We start from the raw sequence: 17,910 nt of genomic DNA, 5'->3' as shown, positions 1-17,910 counted from the left end.
TTGCTTGGACATCCTAGTTGGTGGCAAAGGGGCAATATGTCCGAAACAGAAAATAATCAGCCCCGCCTTGCCGGCGGCATCTTCATTGCCTTTGGGCTATTAGTCGGAGCCATTGTCGGCGTTGCCGTAGACCAACCCTCTGCGGGAACCGTTATCGGCATGGCCATTGGCACCGTCATTGCGGTGGTCGTCTGGATTATGGATCGCAAGCGTCGTTAAGGGAGCGGATAAAATGTGGAAGCATGTGCGCAATATCATTTTGATAGTCATTGTTCTGGCACTTGCCGGCATTTGGTACATTACGCGTCCGGATGTTGCGAAGCTTCCGCTGGATGCAGTTACCGGTGCCTCGCCCGAAATAACCGCGCCGCGCCCGCAGATTTTCCCGACTATCGCTGTTGCAGAGGTGGACCGCTGGCAAAATGGCGAAGCACCGATTGCTGCGCCGGGCCTTATCGTCGAACGCTTTGCCGAAGGCCTCGACCATCCACGTAATTTATACACTTTGCCCAATGGCGACATTTTGGTTGCTGAGACAAACTCACCACCGCGTGACGTTGGTGGCGTTGAGGGTTTCGTGATGAAGTGGTTGATGGGTAAGGCTGGCGCCGGTGTACCTTCGGCCAACCGCATCACCTTACTGCGCGACGCGGATGGTGACGGCAAGGCCGAATTGAAAACGCCATTCCTGACAGGTTTAAATTCGCCATTTGGCATGGTCCTGATTGGCAACACATTATATGTGGCCAATACCGACGCGCTGCTGGCCTTTCCTTACACCACTGGCGCCACAAAAATTACGGCCAAGGGTAAAGAGCTGACAAAGCTTAATGCAATGGCGCCCAATAATCATTGGACGCGCAACCTTGCAGCGTCCCCCGATGGCAAGAAAATTTACATTGCGGTGGGGTCGAACAGCAATATTGGCGAACATGGCATGGAAACCGAAAATGGCCGTGCCATGGTGTTGGAATATGACATCGCGAAGGACAAGAAAATTCCTTACGCCATTGGTATGCGTAACCCCGTTGGTCTGGATTGGGATAATAAGGGTCGTTTGTGGAGCGTAGTAAATGAACGCGACATGCTGGGGTCCGACATGGTGCCTGACTATTTGGCGCTTGTCGAATTTGGTGCGGATTATGGTTGGCCGCAACATTATTGGGGCGGATTTACTGATGCCCGCGTGTCGCCACCAAAGCCGCAGAAGCGCGAATATGAACGCCGCCCTGATTACGCTTTAGGCGCACATACTGCGCCGCTTGGCTTGGCTTTTGGCTATAATGGCAAACTTGGCGCTGGCCTGACGCAAGGAGCGTTTGTTGCGCGCCATGGGTCATGGAACCGCAAACCTGTATCGGGCTATGATGTGATTTTCGTGCCGTTTCCAAAGGGTGAACCAGCGGGCAAGCCGGTCAATGTCCTAACAGGTTTCTTGGACAAGGATGGCAATGCGCAGGGGCGTCCGACTATGCTTGCAATAGCGAAGGATGGATCCTTGTTGGTCAGCGACGATGTCGGCAATATCATCTGGCGGGTGCGGGCGAAGAATTAAATCTTCCGCCCTGCGCGGCCAGCGAGTTCCACAGTATAATGCCACGCAACCCGACCTGAACGCCCGCCGCGTCCTTGGGCAAAGCTGAGCGCGTCGACTTCGTCCCAATCGAGGTCGAAGTGGCTAGCATAGCTGCTAACCATATGCAGATACGCGTCCTGATCCGGATATTGAAAGCCCAGCTTCAACCCAAATCGATCAGCCAAGGCCAGGCTGTCATCGATGGCATCGCGTGCATTCATGGCGTCCGCCTGTTCCGTGGCATCGCGCTCAACGATGTTTCGGCGGTTGGACGTTACGCATAGACGGACATTATTCGGACGTGCCTCTACGCCGCCCTCCAACAAGGATCGCAACAGGCGGGCATTTTGGTCATGTGGCTCGAACGAGATATCGTCGACGAACAGCAGATAACGCCGACCCGACGCGCCCAATTCTTCAAACAGGGCCGGTAGGCTGGTCAAATGACTGGAGGACGCTTCGACCAATGCGATGAAGAAACCATCGTCCTGCAAGGCCGCTACGACAGATTTAACCAAGGCGGATTTGCCCATGCCGCGCGCGCCCCATAACAGGACATCATGCGCCGCTGCGCCCGAGGCGTGCCGTCGGCAATTCTCGTACAGATCCGATTTTTGCCGGTCGACCCCTACGATGAGGTCAATCGGCAGTGGCTTAAAACCCTGTACCGCCGCCAAGACTGTGCCGTTCCAATGATAGGCCGGAAAGGACGACAGGTCCGTTGGTGGCGCTGGCGGCGGCGACAGACGCTCAAGCGCTTCGGCGATCCGTTTCAGCGTCTGCTCGTTCAAGCAGCCAGTTCCTCTGCATCCAGCGCGTAGAGCAACTCTGCCCCTGCCATTGCTGTCCCTTTATAGGCGATAGCTTCTGGCACCATGACATCCAGATAATAACGGCAGGCGGCGACCTTGCTACGCAAAAAGGCGCTGGTGTCTCCATTGGCAATGTCGGTTTGCGCGGCGCGCAGTTGCTTCAACATCAACCAACCCGAAGTCGCGACCGCCATCATGTTGGTATAGGCATAGCTTCCCGCCAAACGGTCATCGACATCCGCGGCCAACATATATTCCGTCAAATCGGCAGTTGCTGCTGCCAGCGCCGACAGGCCGGAATGTTCGGCCGCATCTGCCGAAATCGCGGCAAGATGATTACGGATAACATCACCGCCCTGCATCGCGAGCTTACGGCCAACCAAGTCTGCCGCCTGAATGCCATTGGTGCCTTCGTAAATCGCGGCAATCCGGATATCGCGATAATATTGGGCTGCGCCAGTTTCTTCGACAAATCCCATGCCGCCATGCACTTGAATGCCAAGCGAGGCAATTTCGCTGCCCATGTCGGTGCCATAGGTTTTGGCCAGCGGCGTCAAGAGATCCACCATCTCCTGCGCGCCAGCCTCACCCAGCGTGGCGCGATCAACATAGCTAGAGGCGAGATATAACAAGGCGCGGATTGCCTGTGTCCCTGCCTTCATCCGCATCAACATACGGCGTACATCGGGATGTTCGACAATTGCCACAGATTCACGCGATGGGCCACTGGCCTTGGCCGATTGCACCCGTTCACGCGCGAACCAGATCGCCTTTTGCGTGGCGGCCTCGGCAATTTGCACTCCTTGTAGGCCGACATTTAGGCGGGCGTTGTTCATCATAGTGAACATGGCACGCATGCCGCCAAATTCTGGACCAATGAGTTCGCCGATGCATTCGCCTTCTTCGCCAAAAGCAAGAACGCAGGTGGGTGAAGCATTAATGCCCATCTTATGTTCAATTGATACGACCTTGATATCATTGGCCTTGCCAATGCTGCCGTCTGCATCGACTTGATATTTGGGCACCAGAAACAAGGAAATGCCCTTTGTTCCGGCGGGGCCATCGGGCGTACGGGCAAGTACCAGATGGACGATATTTTCCGCCATGTCGTGGTCGCCAAAGCTGATATAAATTTTCGTGCCCTTGATTTGATATGTGCCATCACCGCGCGGGGTTGCGGTCGACTTCAGCGCGCCAACGTCGGAACCAGCTTGCGGTTCCGTCAGGTTCATCGTGCCCGAATATTCCCCAGTTGAAAGCTTAGGCAGAAACAATTCCTTCTGCCGGTCGGTACCGTGATGATTGATCGCTTCAATCGCGCCGACCGAGAGGATCGGACACAAGGCAAAGGCCATATTGGCGCCGCCAAGCGAATCGAGCGCGACTGTCGCCATCGAGAACGGCAGACCCTGACCGCCAAATTCGGCCGGCGCGTTAATTGATCCCCAACCATTGGCCACATAAGATTTATATGCGGCAACAAAACCTTCGGGCATAACCACTTTGCCATTGATCAACCGTGCGCCAACAGTGTCACCAATGCGGTTCAGCGGGGCAAATTCGCCCTCGGCAAAGGCGCCAATGCCTTCGACGATGGCCTGCACCATATCGGGCGTCGCGTCAGCAAAGCGCGCATGCTGTGCCAATGCATCGATGCCGACGATATGCTTAAGGACAAAATTTTGTTCTGCGACGGGTGCTGAAAACGCCATGGTTGATAAAATTTCCTGTTAAATCGGATATGCATCCGCCTATAGCCGCTAATGATGTTTGGCTCAAATACCTTGGGGAATGGCTGGGTTGTACCCGCTGATGACGCTGCAATTACGGCGGCGGGGCAGCTTCTGCACGCCGGTCAGATTGTCGCGATTCCCACCGAAACGGTCTACGGCCTTGCGGCGGATGCGCAAAATGCGGAAGCCGTCGCGCATATTTATGCCGCAAAAGGCCGACCGGATTTTAATCCGCTTATTGTGCATGTGCGTGACCGGAAAGCCGCAGAAAAGCTTGGTGTGTTTAACGCTACTGCGCAGGCACTGGCGGAGGCGTTTTGGCCGGGGCCGTTGACGCTGGTTTTGCCTTTGCAACCCAATGCTCCCGTCGCCCGCGCGGTTACCGCAGGGCTGCCGACAATTGCCATCCGTTGCCCAGCCCATCCGGTAATGCAGGCATTGCTTCTAAAAAGCGATTTAAGCCTCGCTGCGCCCTCTGCTAACCGGAGCGGGGCAATCAGCCCAACGCGGGCGGATCATGTCTTAAAAGGGCTGGGAGGGGCTGTGCCGATGATTTTGGACGGGGGTCCATGTTCGGCTGGGTTGGAGTCGACCATAGTTGCTGTGCGTGATGACGGTTGGCAGATATTGAGACCGGGCCCTGTCAGTTCCATGGACATTGAGCAGATGCTCGGATACCCGCCTTTATCTGTGCCCATGAGCGGGATTGAGGCGCCTGGCCAAATGGCGAGCCATTATGCGCCGTCTAAGCCCGTCCGCCTCAACGTTACCGCCCCAGAAAAGGGCGAATATCTAATTGGCTTTGGCGCAATAGCCGGTGACGAAAACCTGTCTGCCACTGGCGATCTGGCGCAGGCTGCTGCGAATTTGTTTGAGGCGCTGCATAATGCCGATGCGAGTTTGGCCAATGCTATCGCGGTCGCGCCAATCCCACATGAGGGAATAGGAAACGCCATGAACGATAGGCTTGCCAGAGCAGCCGTCAGGTGACATAATTTTCTTTATTTTTCAACTATTTGTTGGAAATCGTTTGTTTGCACATGCCTTAGTAGCGCCGAACAAACTGTAAAATAAGTTGCATATTAAAACGCTATTTCATCCTAAGGATTATTCTACTATCATCGGCGCTCAAGCCGTGCACGGGAGGGCCGTTTGCCAGTATCTTCAAAATTTTTGACGGGCCTATTGCTGCTGAGTGCGCTGGCTGGATGCAGTGACAGTGCGAACGAAAGCACAGTCGCGCCCAAGGCTGCTTTGCCTGTCGAGATATTCATAGTCGGAAATCAAAACGCAGAGCGGGAGATTAACGCAGTTGGCACTGTGCGTTACCGCCGCGAAACGCCTTTAGGTTTTACAACCGCGGGCAAGGTGGCTGTGGTCCGTTTTGAAGAAGGCGAGCTTGTAAAGCGCGGTGCATTGTTGGCGGCGCTCGATACGACAAATGTAGGCGCCGATATGAGTGTTGCGACGGCAGAGCGTGATCGGGTTCGGGCTGAGTTTGACCGCGTCCGTGCACTCTACGCCGACGGTTGGATCACCAAAGCGCGCTTTGAGGCCGCTGAGGCAACGTTAAAGAGCGCGGAGGCGCGCGTAAGGCAAGCAGGTTTCGCGAGTAGCACCGCTCAGCTCTACGCTCCATCCAGCGGCGTTGTGCTGATGCGCAATGTACAGGTTGGGCAAGTCATCGCGGCTGGAACGCCAGCACTTATATTGGGTGAAGCTGACGAAGGCTTTGTCTTCCGCGTTCCTATCGTTGATCGTGACGCTTCGAAATTACGCGTTGGCATGGCGGCAGCTATCTCGATTGAGTCTGCCAGTGAAACACCGCTGACAGCAATGATATCGGAAATAGACGGCCGCGCAAATGCAGGAACTGGTGCGTTTTCCGTGCAGTTCCGGCTTCCCAATCAACCAACATTGCGGTCGGGGCAAATAGGGACTGCAACCATAAAGCTTCCATCGTCGGATGGCGATACACAATTGCAAATTCCGGCAAGCGCTTTGTTTGGCGTTCGCACAGGCGAGGGCTTGGTCTATGTCGTAGATGCCAAGAACCGCGTTGAAACACGCAATGTTATAATACAGCGCGTCACCGATAAATTCGTGAATGTATCGGGCGGGATAAGCCCCGGTGACAAGATTGTGACTTCGGGTTTGGAAAAACTGCGCACTGGGTCCGCCGTACGTATCGTTAAGGGACTGCGTTAGTTCATGCATATCGCGGAGTTCGCAATTCGTCGATGGCAGCTGACACTTGTGCTGTTCACGCTGCTCTGCGCGTTGGGTTTTTCTGCATTTCAGCAAGTTCCCCGCGCGGTTGACCCGCATTTTTCGATGCCTGTTGTGTCTATTGTCGCATCGCAGCCCGGCGCAGATGCGGCAGAGATTGAGCAAACCATTACCAAGCCGATTGAGGAACTGGTTCAGGGGCTTGAGGACGTTCAAAGTGTTGTATCTTCCAGCAGCGACGGTAACGCCGTCATTCGGGCTGAGTTCGATTGGTCAGGTGATCCTGATCAATATTTCAACGATACCGTGCGTGAAGTCACTGCCATCCGGAATCAGCTTCCGTCTGATCTTCAGGCACTGCAATTTGAAAAGATCCGCACAACCAATGCGTCAATTCTCCAAATCGCACTGCTGAGCGACAGTGCAAGCTGGTATCGGATGGAGAAATATGCCCGTGATGTCAGCGAGGCTTTGGGACGGTATAAGGAGGTTCGACAAGCTGAAATTTACGGCCTGCCGCAGCCGGAAATTAGCGTGGCGATCAATTCAGGGAAACTAGCGGAACTGCGTTTGCCTGCCAGTGTTGTGGTCGATGCGATCCGTATTGGCGGAGCAGATGTACCTGCGGGTGCCGTTATTAGCGGCGCGCGCAGGTTCAATGTGGAGACAGGGGGCGCGTTTCGCGACCTCGAAAGAATTCGCAATCTTCCGATCCGGACGAACGATGGTTCGATAATTCGTGTCGGCGATGTAGCCGACGTGAAAATCAGCGCTGCGGAACAGCGCGTGAAAGTAAGCCATAATGGCAAGCGCGCCGTATTCATTACCGCCAATCAAAAACAAGGTACCGACGCGACCAAATTGCGGAACCGATTGGTCGAAGAGCTTGCACGGCAACAGAAATTATTGCCGCCCGACATACAGGCGGTTATCCAGTTTGACCAAAGCAAGGATATTCGCAAGCGCCTAAACGAGCTTGCGCGCGACTTTGCAATTGCCCTTTTTCTCGTCCTCATAACCTTGCTGCCCTTAGGCTGGCGTGCGTCTGTTATCGTGATGATATCTATCCCACTCTCGATTGCATCGGGACTGCTGGCGATATCAGCTTATGGTTTTAACCTTAGCCAATTGGTGGTTGCAGGCTTCATCCTGACATTAGGATTATTGGTCGATGACTCCATTGTAGTCGTCGAGAATATCTCGCGACACCTGCGCATGGGAAAAAGCCGCAGCCAAGCCGCAATTGACGGTACCAAAGAAATTACGATGGCGGTGTTGGGGTCAACCGGCGTGTTGGTCTTTGCCTTTTTGCCCTTGTTCTTTTTACCTGAAGGGGCGGGTAAATTTATCCAGAGCTTCATCGGCACCATCGTTGCAACAATTACGGCATCAATGATTGTTTCGCTCACTATAGTTCCGTTTCTAGCGAGCCGACTTCTCAAAGGCGATGAGCCGGAGGATGGCAGCCCACTTTTGCAATGGTTGATGCGCAAAATTGACCGTTTTTATCACCCCATGCTTCATTGGGCGCTAGACCGGCCCCGCCGCTCCGTATGGGGTGCTTTGATTTGCACCTGTGCCGCATTTCTTTTGGTGCCATTGCTTGGTTTTAGCCTGTTTCCAAATGCCGACACATCCTACTTTCGGGTTACAATAGAGGCAGAGCAAGGTGCGAGTGTCGCCGAAACGGGGCGCATTGTGCGGCAAGTCTCTGCGATACTAAAAACGGAACCTGCGATCAAAGTACGTGCTGAAAATGTCGGCAGCTACAATCCGCCCGTTTTCTACAATGTTTTTCAGCGCGGAGAGAACCCGACCCATGGAGAAGTTCTCGCCATCATGGACAATTGGCAGGGAGCGAAATCGCGCGCGATGGTGGACAGATTGCGTAAGCAATTGGACCAGATATCAGGCGCACGGATTAAGCTGGTGTTGTTTCAAAACGGTGCGCCCATCAACGCCCCTGTTGAATTCCGCGTTTATGGTCCTGATCAAGATGAGCTGAAGCGCCTGGCGGGGCAAATGGAGCAAGTCTTACGCGATACGCCCGGCACCAGAGATATTAACAACCCCGTTGCGTTTGATAAGGTCGATTTGGACATCCGCGTCGACGACGCCAAAGCAGCGTTGCTGGATGTACCGGCTGGCGCGGCTCGGCGCGCGATACGGCTTGCTCTTAGCGGTGAGCGGGCCGGCACTTATCGTGACACAGAAGGGGACAGCTACCCGGTTGTCGTCCGTTTGCCACTTGCGGAGACGCAGCCGGTTTCAGCGTTGGAATCAATCTATGTGTCCAACCGCAGCGGCCAAGCAGTGCAATTGGCGGAGATTTCTAACCCTACGCTGGAATCAACGCCCGCCGCCATTTATCGGTATAATTTGCAACGTTATGTTGGCGTCACAGCGCAGATTAACAACGGCGTCGTTGTATCTAAGGTCAATCTGGACGCACGAGAGAAGATGGATCAGATCCCGCTTAAAGCTGGTTACTCGATCGCCGTTGGCGGCGAGGCTGAGAAAATCAATGATACCTTCGCTGGCTTTGGTCCCGTTGTGATGGTGGCGTTGTTTAGCATATTCGCCATATTGGTCGCCGAATTTGGCCGATTTAAGGAGGCTTTGGTCGTTGCTGGCGTAATTCCCTTGGGTACTTTCGGAGGCCTTATCGCTTTGGTGCTTACTGGCAACAACCTGTCCTTCCTTGCAATCATTGGCTTCATTGCGTTGGTCGGGATTGAGATTAAAAACTCCATATTGCTGGTCGATTTCACCACCCAGTTGCGCAAGCGCGGTCTTGGTCTTCGCGAAGCGATTGAAAAGGCTGGCGAAGTAAGATTCCTTCCGGTGTTGTTGACATCTGTGACCGCTATTGGCGGTCTAATGCCACTCGCATTGTTTGGTGGCAGCCTGTATGGGCCGCTCGCCATCGTGTTGATTGGGGGGTTGATTTCTTCGACTTTGCTATCACGTATTGTCACGCCAGCCATGTACCTTCTGGTGGTGCGCGGGGATGCGGCTAAGGCTGCAAATTCTGCTCAAGTTCAAGGATAAATTATGCCGCAAGAAGAAGCCATTTTCGCCGGAGGTTGTTTCTGGTGTACTGAAGCCGTCTTCGGACAACTGAACGGCGTCAACAGCGTCGTGAGTGGTTATATTGGCGGCAACACGGTGAACCCGACATATAAAGAGGTTTGCGGGGGAAATACCGGCCATGCCGAGGCAATCCGCATCGCATTTGATGCCAATGTCATCAGCTATGCCGATTTGCTCGAAATATTCTTTGCGACGCACGACCCAACGCAGTTGAACCGTCAGGGAAATGACATCGGTACCCAATATCGTTCGGCAATTTTCCCATTATCCGACGAACAACGCGAAGAAGCCGAAGCGGGAATAAAAAGAGCTGCGGGCGATTGGCCTGCACCTATCGTGACGACCATTGAGGGACCCGCGACTTGGTATCCTGCCGAAGATTATCATCAAGAATATTGGGCAGGCGAAGGGCAGCGCAATTCGTATTGTCTCGCCGTCATCCCGCCCAAATTGGCGAAGCTGCGCAAAGGATTTGCCGCACGAATTGCCAACTCTGCATAGACTTTGTTGTTTCATGCGTTAAGCGGATATGATGACACATAAACCTGTTCGAAAGGCTATTTTTCCTGTTGCTGGATTGGGAACGCGCTTCCTGCCGGCAACCAAAGCCATTCCCAAAGAAATGCTCCCGATTGTCGATAGCCCGCTCATTCAATATGCGGTGGATGAAGCCCGTGAGGCCGGCATAGAGCAAATGATTTTTGTCACAGGTCGCGGCAAAAGCGTCATTGAAGATCATTTCGACATCGCCTTTGAGCTTGAGCAAACCATGACTGTGCGCGGCAAAGACATTTCAGTTTTGGCAAATACGCGGCTTAGCCCCGGCAATTGTGTGTATGTTCGGCAGCAAGAGCCCTTGGGCCTTGGCCATGCCATCTGGTGCGCGCGTGATATCATTGGCGATGAGCCCTTTGCCATCTTCCTACCCGACGAGTTTATGCACGGGTCGCCAGGATGTATGAAACAGATGGTCGATGCGTATCATCAGATTGGCGGGAACGTCATCAGTGTTCTTGAAGTACCGCGTAATGATGTTTCTAGCTATGGTGTGATTGCACCTGGCGCGACGAATGGTGCTGTCACAGAAGTATTGGGCTTAGTTGAAAAGCCAAAGGTTGAGAATGCGCCATCGAATTTGATCGTCTCTGGTCGTTATATCCTTCAGCCGGAGGTAATGCGCATACTGGAAGGTCAGGAAAAAGGCGCAGGCGGTGAAATACAGCTTACGGACGCCATGGCGCAGATGATCGGGCAACAACCCTTTAATGCCGTGACATTTAGTGGCAATCGTTACGATTGCGGATCAAAAGTGGGGTATATCGAAGCAAATTTAGCACTAGCGCTACAGCGACCAGATATGGCAGAGCAAATCCGAGCGATTGCATTGAATTTACTGAAGTAAATTTATTTCGGGAGAATTTATGGTGGGACGAAATGTGCGTTTGGTGTTGGCGATAGCGCCCCTGTTTCTGTTACAAGGTTGCGTCGCATCTATGGTTTCAAACGTTGTTACAGCACCGGTAAAGATCGTATCCAAAACCGCCGATGTACTGACTACTAGCCAGTCTGAGTCCGATGAAAAACGTGGGCGTGACATGCGTAAGCGTGAAGAAAAGGTAGGAAAACTGTCTCGGCAGCTGAAAAAAGCCCAAAAACGCTGTTCCGATGGAGACAGAGATGCGTGCGAAAAAGCTGATGACATTCGCGAACGGATCGAAGACGAGCGGGGCGGTGGGTAACAACTGCACCTTTCCACCTCCGTGTTAATGACATCGGCACACGGCTGAAGCAGCTCCATTTTGACGCTTGTCGAGCACCTAGCCCGTTGGTCGAAGGGTGCTGGCGCATAATCATCATGCGCTGCTAGCCAATATAGGCACCACAGCAGACAGAATTATTGTGGGACTTACGGGAGATTTTCCATGTCTGGTTTGAATATTCGGCAAGCGTTGCTGGCGACAGCAGCGGCTATTCTGGTTGTGCCCAGCGTTGCTATTGCGAATATCGATAATGCCAATACTGATATGTCCGTTACAGCAACAGGTAGTTGGAAATTTGAACCTGATTTTTTTGCTACTTATGCACCGGTTACTGCGCTCGACATGGTGAGACGCATTCCTGGTTTTTCAATCGAACAAGGGGAAGGGCGCCGAGGTTTCGGTGAAAATGCCAGCAATGTTCTGATTGACGGTGACCGTCCTTCAACCAAATCCGATGACATTATAACAATCCTGTCCCGAATACCAGCAAGCCAAGTCGCGTTCATATCGCTTTCGGAGCAAGCGGGCGCAGACACCGAAACCCAGGGACAGGGGCAAGTCGTCAATGTCGTCCGTATACGCAGCGCAAAGGTCAACGGAACCTATGAGGCCACCATCGTGGCCGGAAGGCGCTATGGGTTCCAGCCTTCACTCAATACTTCAGCAACAATGCGACGCGGCGACACCAGCTATGAAGTGAATTTTTCGTCTTATTCGGAGCGGGTTTACGGTTTCGGTCCTGAAGATTTTAAGACAGGTTCCGGAAGACTTGTGGAGCGGCGATATTATACGGGGAAAGGGGGCCATGACGAAGCTGCGTTCGGGGGTGCCATTAAAACCAGAGTAGGTGGAGCAAAACTCAACCTCAATGGACAATTGCGCTGGAATGATAAGTTTGACATTCGCAATGCAGAATATTCCAATGCAGAGCGGGAACGCACCGGCGAAGAATTTTTGATGCGCGACGGGCCGATCGGCGACCTGAGTTACGAATTGGGCGGCGATATCGAATTCTCTGCGGCACCGAAAACCAGCACCAAGATTGTGGGACTATACCGGACCGGTAATGAAAGCAGCTTCAGTAGCATTGAAACCACCCGAATTGCGCAGCCGGTGACGCTGTTTGAAACACGAAGCCGAAACAAGCCCATGGAAGCCGTTGTACGCATGCAAAATGATTGGGCTGCCGTTAGAGGGCACGCTGTCCAATTTGGTGCTGAAATCGCTTACAATCGCTTAGACGCTCAGTTCAGCGTAGCTAATTCGGTAGCAGGTGCGGTCACGAACTTCCCAGCGTCAAATGTGTTGGTAGAAGAAACGCGGCTCGAACCATTTGTGAGCGATGTGTGGACGCTTGGTCCAGCTTGGAAGATTGAAGCTGGCGCAATCGCTGAGCTGTCAAAGTTGACGCTGTCCGGTGACAGCACCGCGGAACGCAGATTTACATTCATCAAACCACGCGCGATTGCAACTTGGACGTTTAGCCCTCAGACTACATTGGAACTGCGTGCTGAGCGTCAAGTGGCGCAGTTAAACTTCAATGAATTCGCAACTTCCGTTGATGTGACCGTCGGCAATCAGGTGGATGCGGGTAATGCCGATTTGGTACCAGAGAAATCGACTACATTATCGGCGTTGATCCGGCATAAATTCTTGGATCGTGGTAGTATCCAATTTCGTGCCGACTATCAGCTTGTTAGTGATACACAGGACCTAGTTCCAATTACTGTTCGTGACGCTGACGGCAATATTATTGCTCAATTTGATGGCACGGGCAATATCGGCAAAAGCACAAAGTGGAATGGCGAGTTAGAAATCACTCTGCCGCTTGATTGGCTTACCAAGCCTATCGGTTTTGTGGGTATCGAGGCACGCTATGTCGGCCATTACCATGGAAGCCGCGTGACAGACCCTGTGACGGGTCTGAACCGGCGCGTATCGCAACGGCCATTGTGGCATCAGCAATGGGATATCCGTCATGACATGGCCGATTTAGGGCTTGTCTTTGGCGGATCGATTAGTGTTCAAGACGCCAATTACGACTATTTCTTCAACGAGAAGCGCCGACAAAAAGAGGGTACTCGGACAACGATTTTTATGGAGTATAGCAAGTTTAAATTGGGAACGATCCGCTTCCAAGTGACTGACATGGCCGGCTTTCGACGTGACCGCTTCATTTATGCAGGAACACGGGCATCGGACACTCTTACGCAAATTGTGAACCGTGAGCGCAGATTGGACCCGTTATTGCAACTATCATTGTCGGGTAAATTCTAGACCTTTATCTTTATATATTTGGGCGCAAAGCGGACCAACAAAAAACCCGCCGGAATTACATCCGGCGGGTTTTTGTTTGCCTTGAACGCGAAGCTTATTCCTCTTCGCTCGTGTCAACGACATCGTCGATAGAGGCGTCGGTGGTGGTCAGGTCATCTGCTATGACCTTTGCCAACACATCATCGCCAATCGCGGCTTCAGAACCCTGTGCCAGTTCGGCAGCATGCTCTTCAGCGGCTGTCTCTGGCGCAATCAGGCTTTCTTGCAGCTTCTTGTAGCTGGCACGAAGCGCAACGTCGCGGCTTGTTGCGGCAATCCGCATACGGTTCATGGCAGAGCCCGTACCCGCAGGGATCAAGCGACCTACGATGACGTTTTCCTTCAGACCAGTCAGAATGTCCTTCTTACCTTCCACAGCGGCCTGCGTCAGAACGCGCGTGGTTTCTTGGAAGGATGCCGCCGAGATGAACGAACGTGTCTGCAACGAAGCCTTTGTAATACCAAGCAATACAGGATTACCTGTTGCTGGTGCTTGGCCCTTGGTAAGCTTTGCGTTGATTGCGTCCATTTCTTCGCGATCGACTTGCTCGCCTGGAAGCAAAGTTGTGTCGCCACCGAAGGTGATCTCAACCTTTTGCAACATCTGACGAACAATCGTTTCGATGTGCTTATCGTTGATCTTCACGCCTTGCAGACGATACACTTCCTGAATTTCTGCAACCAGATATTCCGCCAGTGCCTCAATGCCCATGACTTCAAGAATGTCATGCGGGTTCGGCGAACCAGCAATCAAATTGTCGCCCTTACGAACGAAATCGCCTTCCTGAACATCGAGAACCTTAGACTTCTGGATTAGATACTCAATCCGATCGCCTTCTTCCGGTACAATCGCGATCTTACGCTTCGCCTTATAATCACGAACGAACTCAACGCGGCCCGAGATTTTAGCGATGATCGCATTGTCCTTAGGAATGCGCGCTTCGAACAATTCAGCAACGCGTGGCAAACCACCGGTGATGTCGCGGGTCTTGGCAGATTCGCGTGTCACACGAGCGATAACATCGCCTGCCTGCACAACGGCACCATCTTCCACCGAAAGCATCGTACCAACGCCAAGCAGATAACGCGCAGCTTCGCCGCTATCGTCATCCAGCAAGGTTATGCGCGGACGCAGGTCTTCCTTCTTGGTGCGGCTACCGGCACGATCTTCAATAACGACGCGCTGGGCAATACCCGTTGCTTCGTCGGTCTGCTCGGTCAGCGTCTTGCCATCAATCAGGTCCTGATATTTCACGATACCCGATTTTTCGGTGATGATCGGCATGGTGAATGGATCCCATTCGGCCAAGCGGTCACCGACATTTACGTCAGCGCCATCCGCGAACATTAACGTTGCACCATAAGGCAGACGGTGGATTTCCATCTCGCGACCGTCCTTGTCGACGATGATCAGTTCACCGTTACGTGCCATTGCCAAACGCTTTTTCCTCTTGTCGACGATGCTTGGCAGGTCACGATACATAACCTTACCTGACGCTGTGGCATCGAGGTTCGACTGCTCGTTCAACTGCGCTGCACCACCAATGTGGAACGTACGCATGGTCAGCTGTGTACCTGGCTCACCGATGGACTGGGCGGCGATAACGCCTACAGCTTCACCGATGTTAACTGGCGTACCACGTGCAAGGTCACGGCCATAACATGTACCGCAAACACCAACTTTGGATTCGCATACCAGTGGCGAACGGATCTTAAGCGCTTGTATGCCGGTTTCTTCCATCGCGACAACCATTGGCTCGTCGAGCAAGGTTCCCGATGGGATTAACACCTTGCCATCAAGGCCCATGATGTCTTCTGCCGTCGTGCGGCCAAGGACACGTTCACCGAGCGAGGCGATTGTGGAACCACCCTGAACGATTGAACGCATTTCCAAGGCACGCTCAGTACCGCAATCAACTTCAACGATGGTGCAATCCTGCGATACGTCAACCAGACGGCGCGTCAGATAACCTGAGTTTGCAGTCTTAAGTGCGGTATCGGCCAGACCCTTACGGGCACCGTGGGTCGAGTTGAAATACTCGAGAACGGTCAGACCTTCCTTAAAGTTCGAGATGATTGGCGTTTCAATGATCTCGCCCGAAGGCTTGGCCATCAATCCACGCATACCGGCAAGCTGCTTCATCTGCGCTGGCGAACCACGCGCACCGGAGTGGCTCATCATATACACCGAGTTTACTGGCAATTCACGGCCATGCTCGTCGGTGGGCGAGGCCTTCAGCTTGTCCATCATGGCGTTGGCGACCTTGTCACCACATGTAGACCAAGCGTCGATGACCTTATTGTATTTTTCCTGCTGGGTGATCAGACCATCCTGATATTGCTGCTCGAAATCGGCAACAATCGCCTTTGTTTCGGCAACCATTTCGGTCTTTTCTTCCGGAATGATCATGTCGTCCTTGCCGAACGAAATACCGGCCTTGAACGCATATTTGAAACCAAGCGACATGATGGCGTCGGCGAACAATACCGTGTCTTTCTGACCGGTGTGGCGATAGACCTGATCGATAACGTCGCCGATTTCCTTCTTGGTGAGAAGGCGGTTAACGGTTTCGAACGGCACGCGGTGGCTCTTTGGCAGCGTTTCTGCGAGCAACATACGGCCAGGTGTGGTGTCAAAGCGAACCATGCGCTCAACGCCATCTTCACCGGTCTGTGGGACGCGGGCGATGATCTTGGAGTGGAGCGTTACCGCACCCACTTCAAGCGCCTGATGCACTTCAGCCATGTCGGACAGCATCATGCCTTCGCCTGGCTCGCCGCGGCGATCCATCGAAAGATAATAGAGACCCAAGACCATATCCTGTGAAGGAACGATGATGGGCTTACCGTTTGCAGGCGAAAGGATGTTGTTGGTGGACATCATCAAAACGCGTGCTTCCAATTGCGCCTCAAGGCTCAATGGAACGTGAACGGCCATTTGGTCACCGTCAAAGTCAGCATTGAATGCCGAGCAGACGAGGGGGTGAAGCTGGATAGCCTTGCCTTCAATCAGGACAGGTTCGAACGCCTGAATGCCCAAACGGTGCAGCGTTGGCGCACGGTTCAGCAGCACAGGATGCTCGCGGATAACCTCATCGAGGATGTCCCAAACTTCCTTGCGTTCCTTTTCGACCCACTTCTTGGCTTGCTTCAAGGTCATTGAAAGACCCTTTGCATCCAGACGCGAGTAGATGAACGGCTTGAATAGCTCGAGCGCCATCTTCTTTGGCAGGCCGCACTGATGCAATTTCAGTTCAGGACCGGTCACAATAACCGAACGACCTGAATAATCGACGCGCTTACCCAAAAGGTTTTGACGGAAACGGCCCTGCTTGCCCTTAAGCATGTCGGACAACGACTTCAACGGACGCTTGTTCGCGCCGGTGATCGTACGGCCGCGACGGCCATTGTCGAACAGTGCGTCAACAGCTTCCTGCAGCATGCGCTTTTCGTTGCGGACGATGATGTCTGGAGCGCGCAGTTCGATCAGGCGCTTCAAACGGTTGTTACGGTTGATAACGCGGCGATAGAGATCGTTCAGGTCGGAGGTCGCAAAGCGGCCACCATCCAACGGCACCAATGGGCGCAATTCTGGCGGGATGACTGGAATAACGTCGAGGATCATCCACTCTGGCTTATTACCTGAATCGATGAAGCTTTCGACGACCTTCAAACGCTTAATGATCTTCTTTGGCTTGAGTTCGGACTTCGTTACGGCCAACTCATCGAGCAGGTCTGCACGCTCTTGCTCAAGGTCGAGGTCCATCAACATGGTCTTTACGGCTTCGGCACCAATGCTGGCGGTGAAGGCGTCTTCGCCATATTCGTCCTGTGCGTCGAGCAGTTCGTCTTCGCTCAGAAGCTGGAACTTCTCTAGCGCAGTCAGGCCGGGCTCAGTCACGATATAGTTTTCGAAGTACAGCACGCGCTCAAGCTGCTTCAACTGCATGTCAAGCAGCAGGCCGATGCGCGAAGGCAGCGACTTCAGGAACCAGATATGTGCAACAGGCGCTGCCAATTCGATATGGCCCATACGCTCACGGCGTACCTTAGTGACCGTAACTTCAACGCCGCACTTTTCACAGACGACGCCCTTATACTTCATGCGCTTATACTTACCGCACAAGCACTCATAATCCTTTACCGGACCAAAGATGCGTGCGCAGAAAAGGCCGTCGCGCTCTGGCTTAAAAGTACGGTAATTGATGGTTTCTGGCTTTTTGATTTCGCCAAAAGACCAGCTGCGGATTTTCTCCGGTGACGCGATCCCAATCTGGATTTGGTCAAATGTTTCGACCTTGGCGACGGGATTGTTGAATTTGCTCAGTTCGTTCATATTCTTTTCCTCATTGGGCACGTGCCCATGAAAACCTAAAGGCGGGGGCAGGGGG

At 53.2% G+C, this 17,910-nt stretch carries 12 protein-coding genes; 9 read left to right on the top strand and 3 right to left on the bottom strand.

Annotated elements, in window-relative coordinates; all coding sequences use genetic code 11:
- The first annotated feature begins 36 nt into the window (after positions 1-36).
- Both D7D48_RS06760 and D7D48_RS06755 read left to right on the top strand, forming a co-directional pair.
- Positions 37-219 carry a hypothetical protein gene (locus D7D48_RS06760; RefSeq protein WP_125230547.1) on the top strand — a complete coding sequence of 61 codons (183 nt, stop codon included), beginning with the start codon at positions 37-39 and terminating at the stop codon, positions 217-219.
- Between the two features lie 13 nt (positions 220-232).
- A complete protein-coding gene (locus D7D48_RS06755; protein WP_125230546.1) occupies positions 233-1,555 on the top strand; it encodes a PQQ-dependent sugar dehydrogenase in 1,323 nt (440 codons plus the stop codon).
- Here D7D48_RS06755 and D7D48_RS06750 read toward each other — a convergent pair.
- Positions 1,552-2,367, bottom strand: a complete 816-nt coding sequence (locus tag D7D48_RS06750; RefSeq protein WP_125230545.1) for an ATP-binding protein — start codon at positions 2,365-2,367, stop codon at positions 1,552-1,554. The two genes, D7D48_RS06755 and D7D48_RS06750, sit on opposite strands and share 4 nt — an antisense overlap.
- Positions 2,364-4,100: an acyl-CoA dehydrogenase gene (locus D7D48_RS06745; RefSeq protein WP_125230544.1), complete on the bottom strand. Its 1,737-nt coding sequence runs from the start codon at positions 4,098-4,100 to the stop codon at positions 2,364-2,366. The genes D7D48_RS06750 and D7D48_RS06745 overlap by 4 nt, the downstream gene beginning before the upstream one ends.
- A gap of 51 nt (positions 4,101-4,151) precedes the next feature.
- Between D7D48_RS06745 and D7D48_RS06740 the strand changes: the two genes are divergently transcribed.
- The 7 genes from D7D48_RS06740 to D7D48_RS06710 all read left to right on the top strand — a co-directional run bounded on the left by D7D48_RS06740 (position 4,152) and on the right by D7D48_RS06710 (position 13,480).
- A complete protein-coding gene (locus D7D48_RS06740; RefSeq protein ID WP_125230543.1) occupies positions 4,152-5,111 on the top strand; it encodes an L-threonylcarbamoyladenylate synthase in 960 nt (319 codons plus the stop codon).
- Between the two features lie 162 nt (positions 5,112-5,273).
- Complete coding sequence (locus D7D48_RS06735; RefSeq protein ID WP_125230542.1) at positions 5,274-6,329, top strand: efflux RND transporter periplasmic adaptor subunit; 1,056 nt, start codon at positions 5,274-5,276, stop codon at positions 6,327-6,329.
- A 3-nt stretch (positions 6,330-6,332) separates the two neighbouring features.
- Entirely contained in the window at positions 6,333-9,401 is a 3,069-nt protein-coding gene (locus tag D7D48_RS06730) for an efflux RND transporter permease subunit (RefSeq protein ID WP_125230541.1), read from the top strand.
- A 3-nt stretch (positions 9,402-9,404) separates the two neighbouring features.
- On the top strand, positions 9,405-9,944 hold the full coding sequence (msrA, locus tag D7D48_RS06725) for a peptide-methionine (S)-S-oxide reductase MsrA (RefSeq protein WP_125230540.1): 540 nt from the start codon (positions 9,405-9,407) through the stop codon (positions 9,942-9,944).
- Between the two features lie 31 nt (positions 9,945-9,975).
- The gene (gene galU, locus D7D48_RS06720; protein WP_125230921.1) at positions 9,976-10,845 is read left to right on the top strand and encodes a UTP--glucose-1-phosphate uridylyltransferase GalU; all 870 of its coding nucleotides are present in this window, start codon (positions 9,976-9,978) and stop codon (positions 10,843-10,845) included.
- 19 nt (positions 10,846-10,864) lie between these two features.
- Positions 10,865-11,182: a hypothetical protein gene (locus D7D48_RS06715; protein WP_125230539.1), complete on the top strand. Its 318-nt coding sequence runs from the start codon at positions 10,865-10,867 to the stop codon at positions 11,180-11,182.
- A gap of 183 nt (positions 11,183-11,365) precedes the next feature.
- Complete coding sequence (locus tag D7D48_RS06710) at positions 11,366-13,480, top strand: TonB-dependent receptor (RefSeq protein ID WP_125230538.1); 2,115 nt, start codon at positions 11,366-11,368, stop codon at positions 13,478-13,480.
- Between the two features lie 94 nt (positions 13,481-13,574).
- Here D7D48_RS06710 and rpoC read toward each other — a convergent pair whose 3' ends face one another.
- Positions 13,575-17,855, bottom strand: coding sequence for a DNA-directed RNA polymerase subunit beta' (gene rpoC / locus D7D48_RS06705; RefSeq protein WP_125230537.1), 4,281 nt, complete (start codon positions 17,853-17,855; stop codon positions 13,575-13,577).
- Positions 17,856-17,910: the final 55 nt, after the last annotated feature.

It is taken from the genome of Sphingorhabdus wooponensis (genome assembly GCF_003933235.1).
Taxonomy (GTDB): Bacteria; Pseudomonadota; Alphaproteobacteria; order Sphingomonadales; family Sphingomonadaceae; genus Sphingorhabdus_B; species Sphingorhabdus_B wooponensis.
Note: the sequence above shows the minus strand (reverse complement) of the source record. Positions and strands in the feature narration are given on the sequence as shown.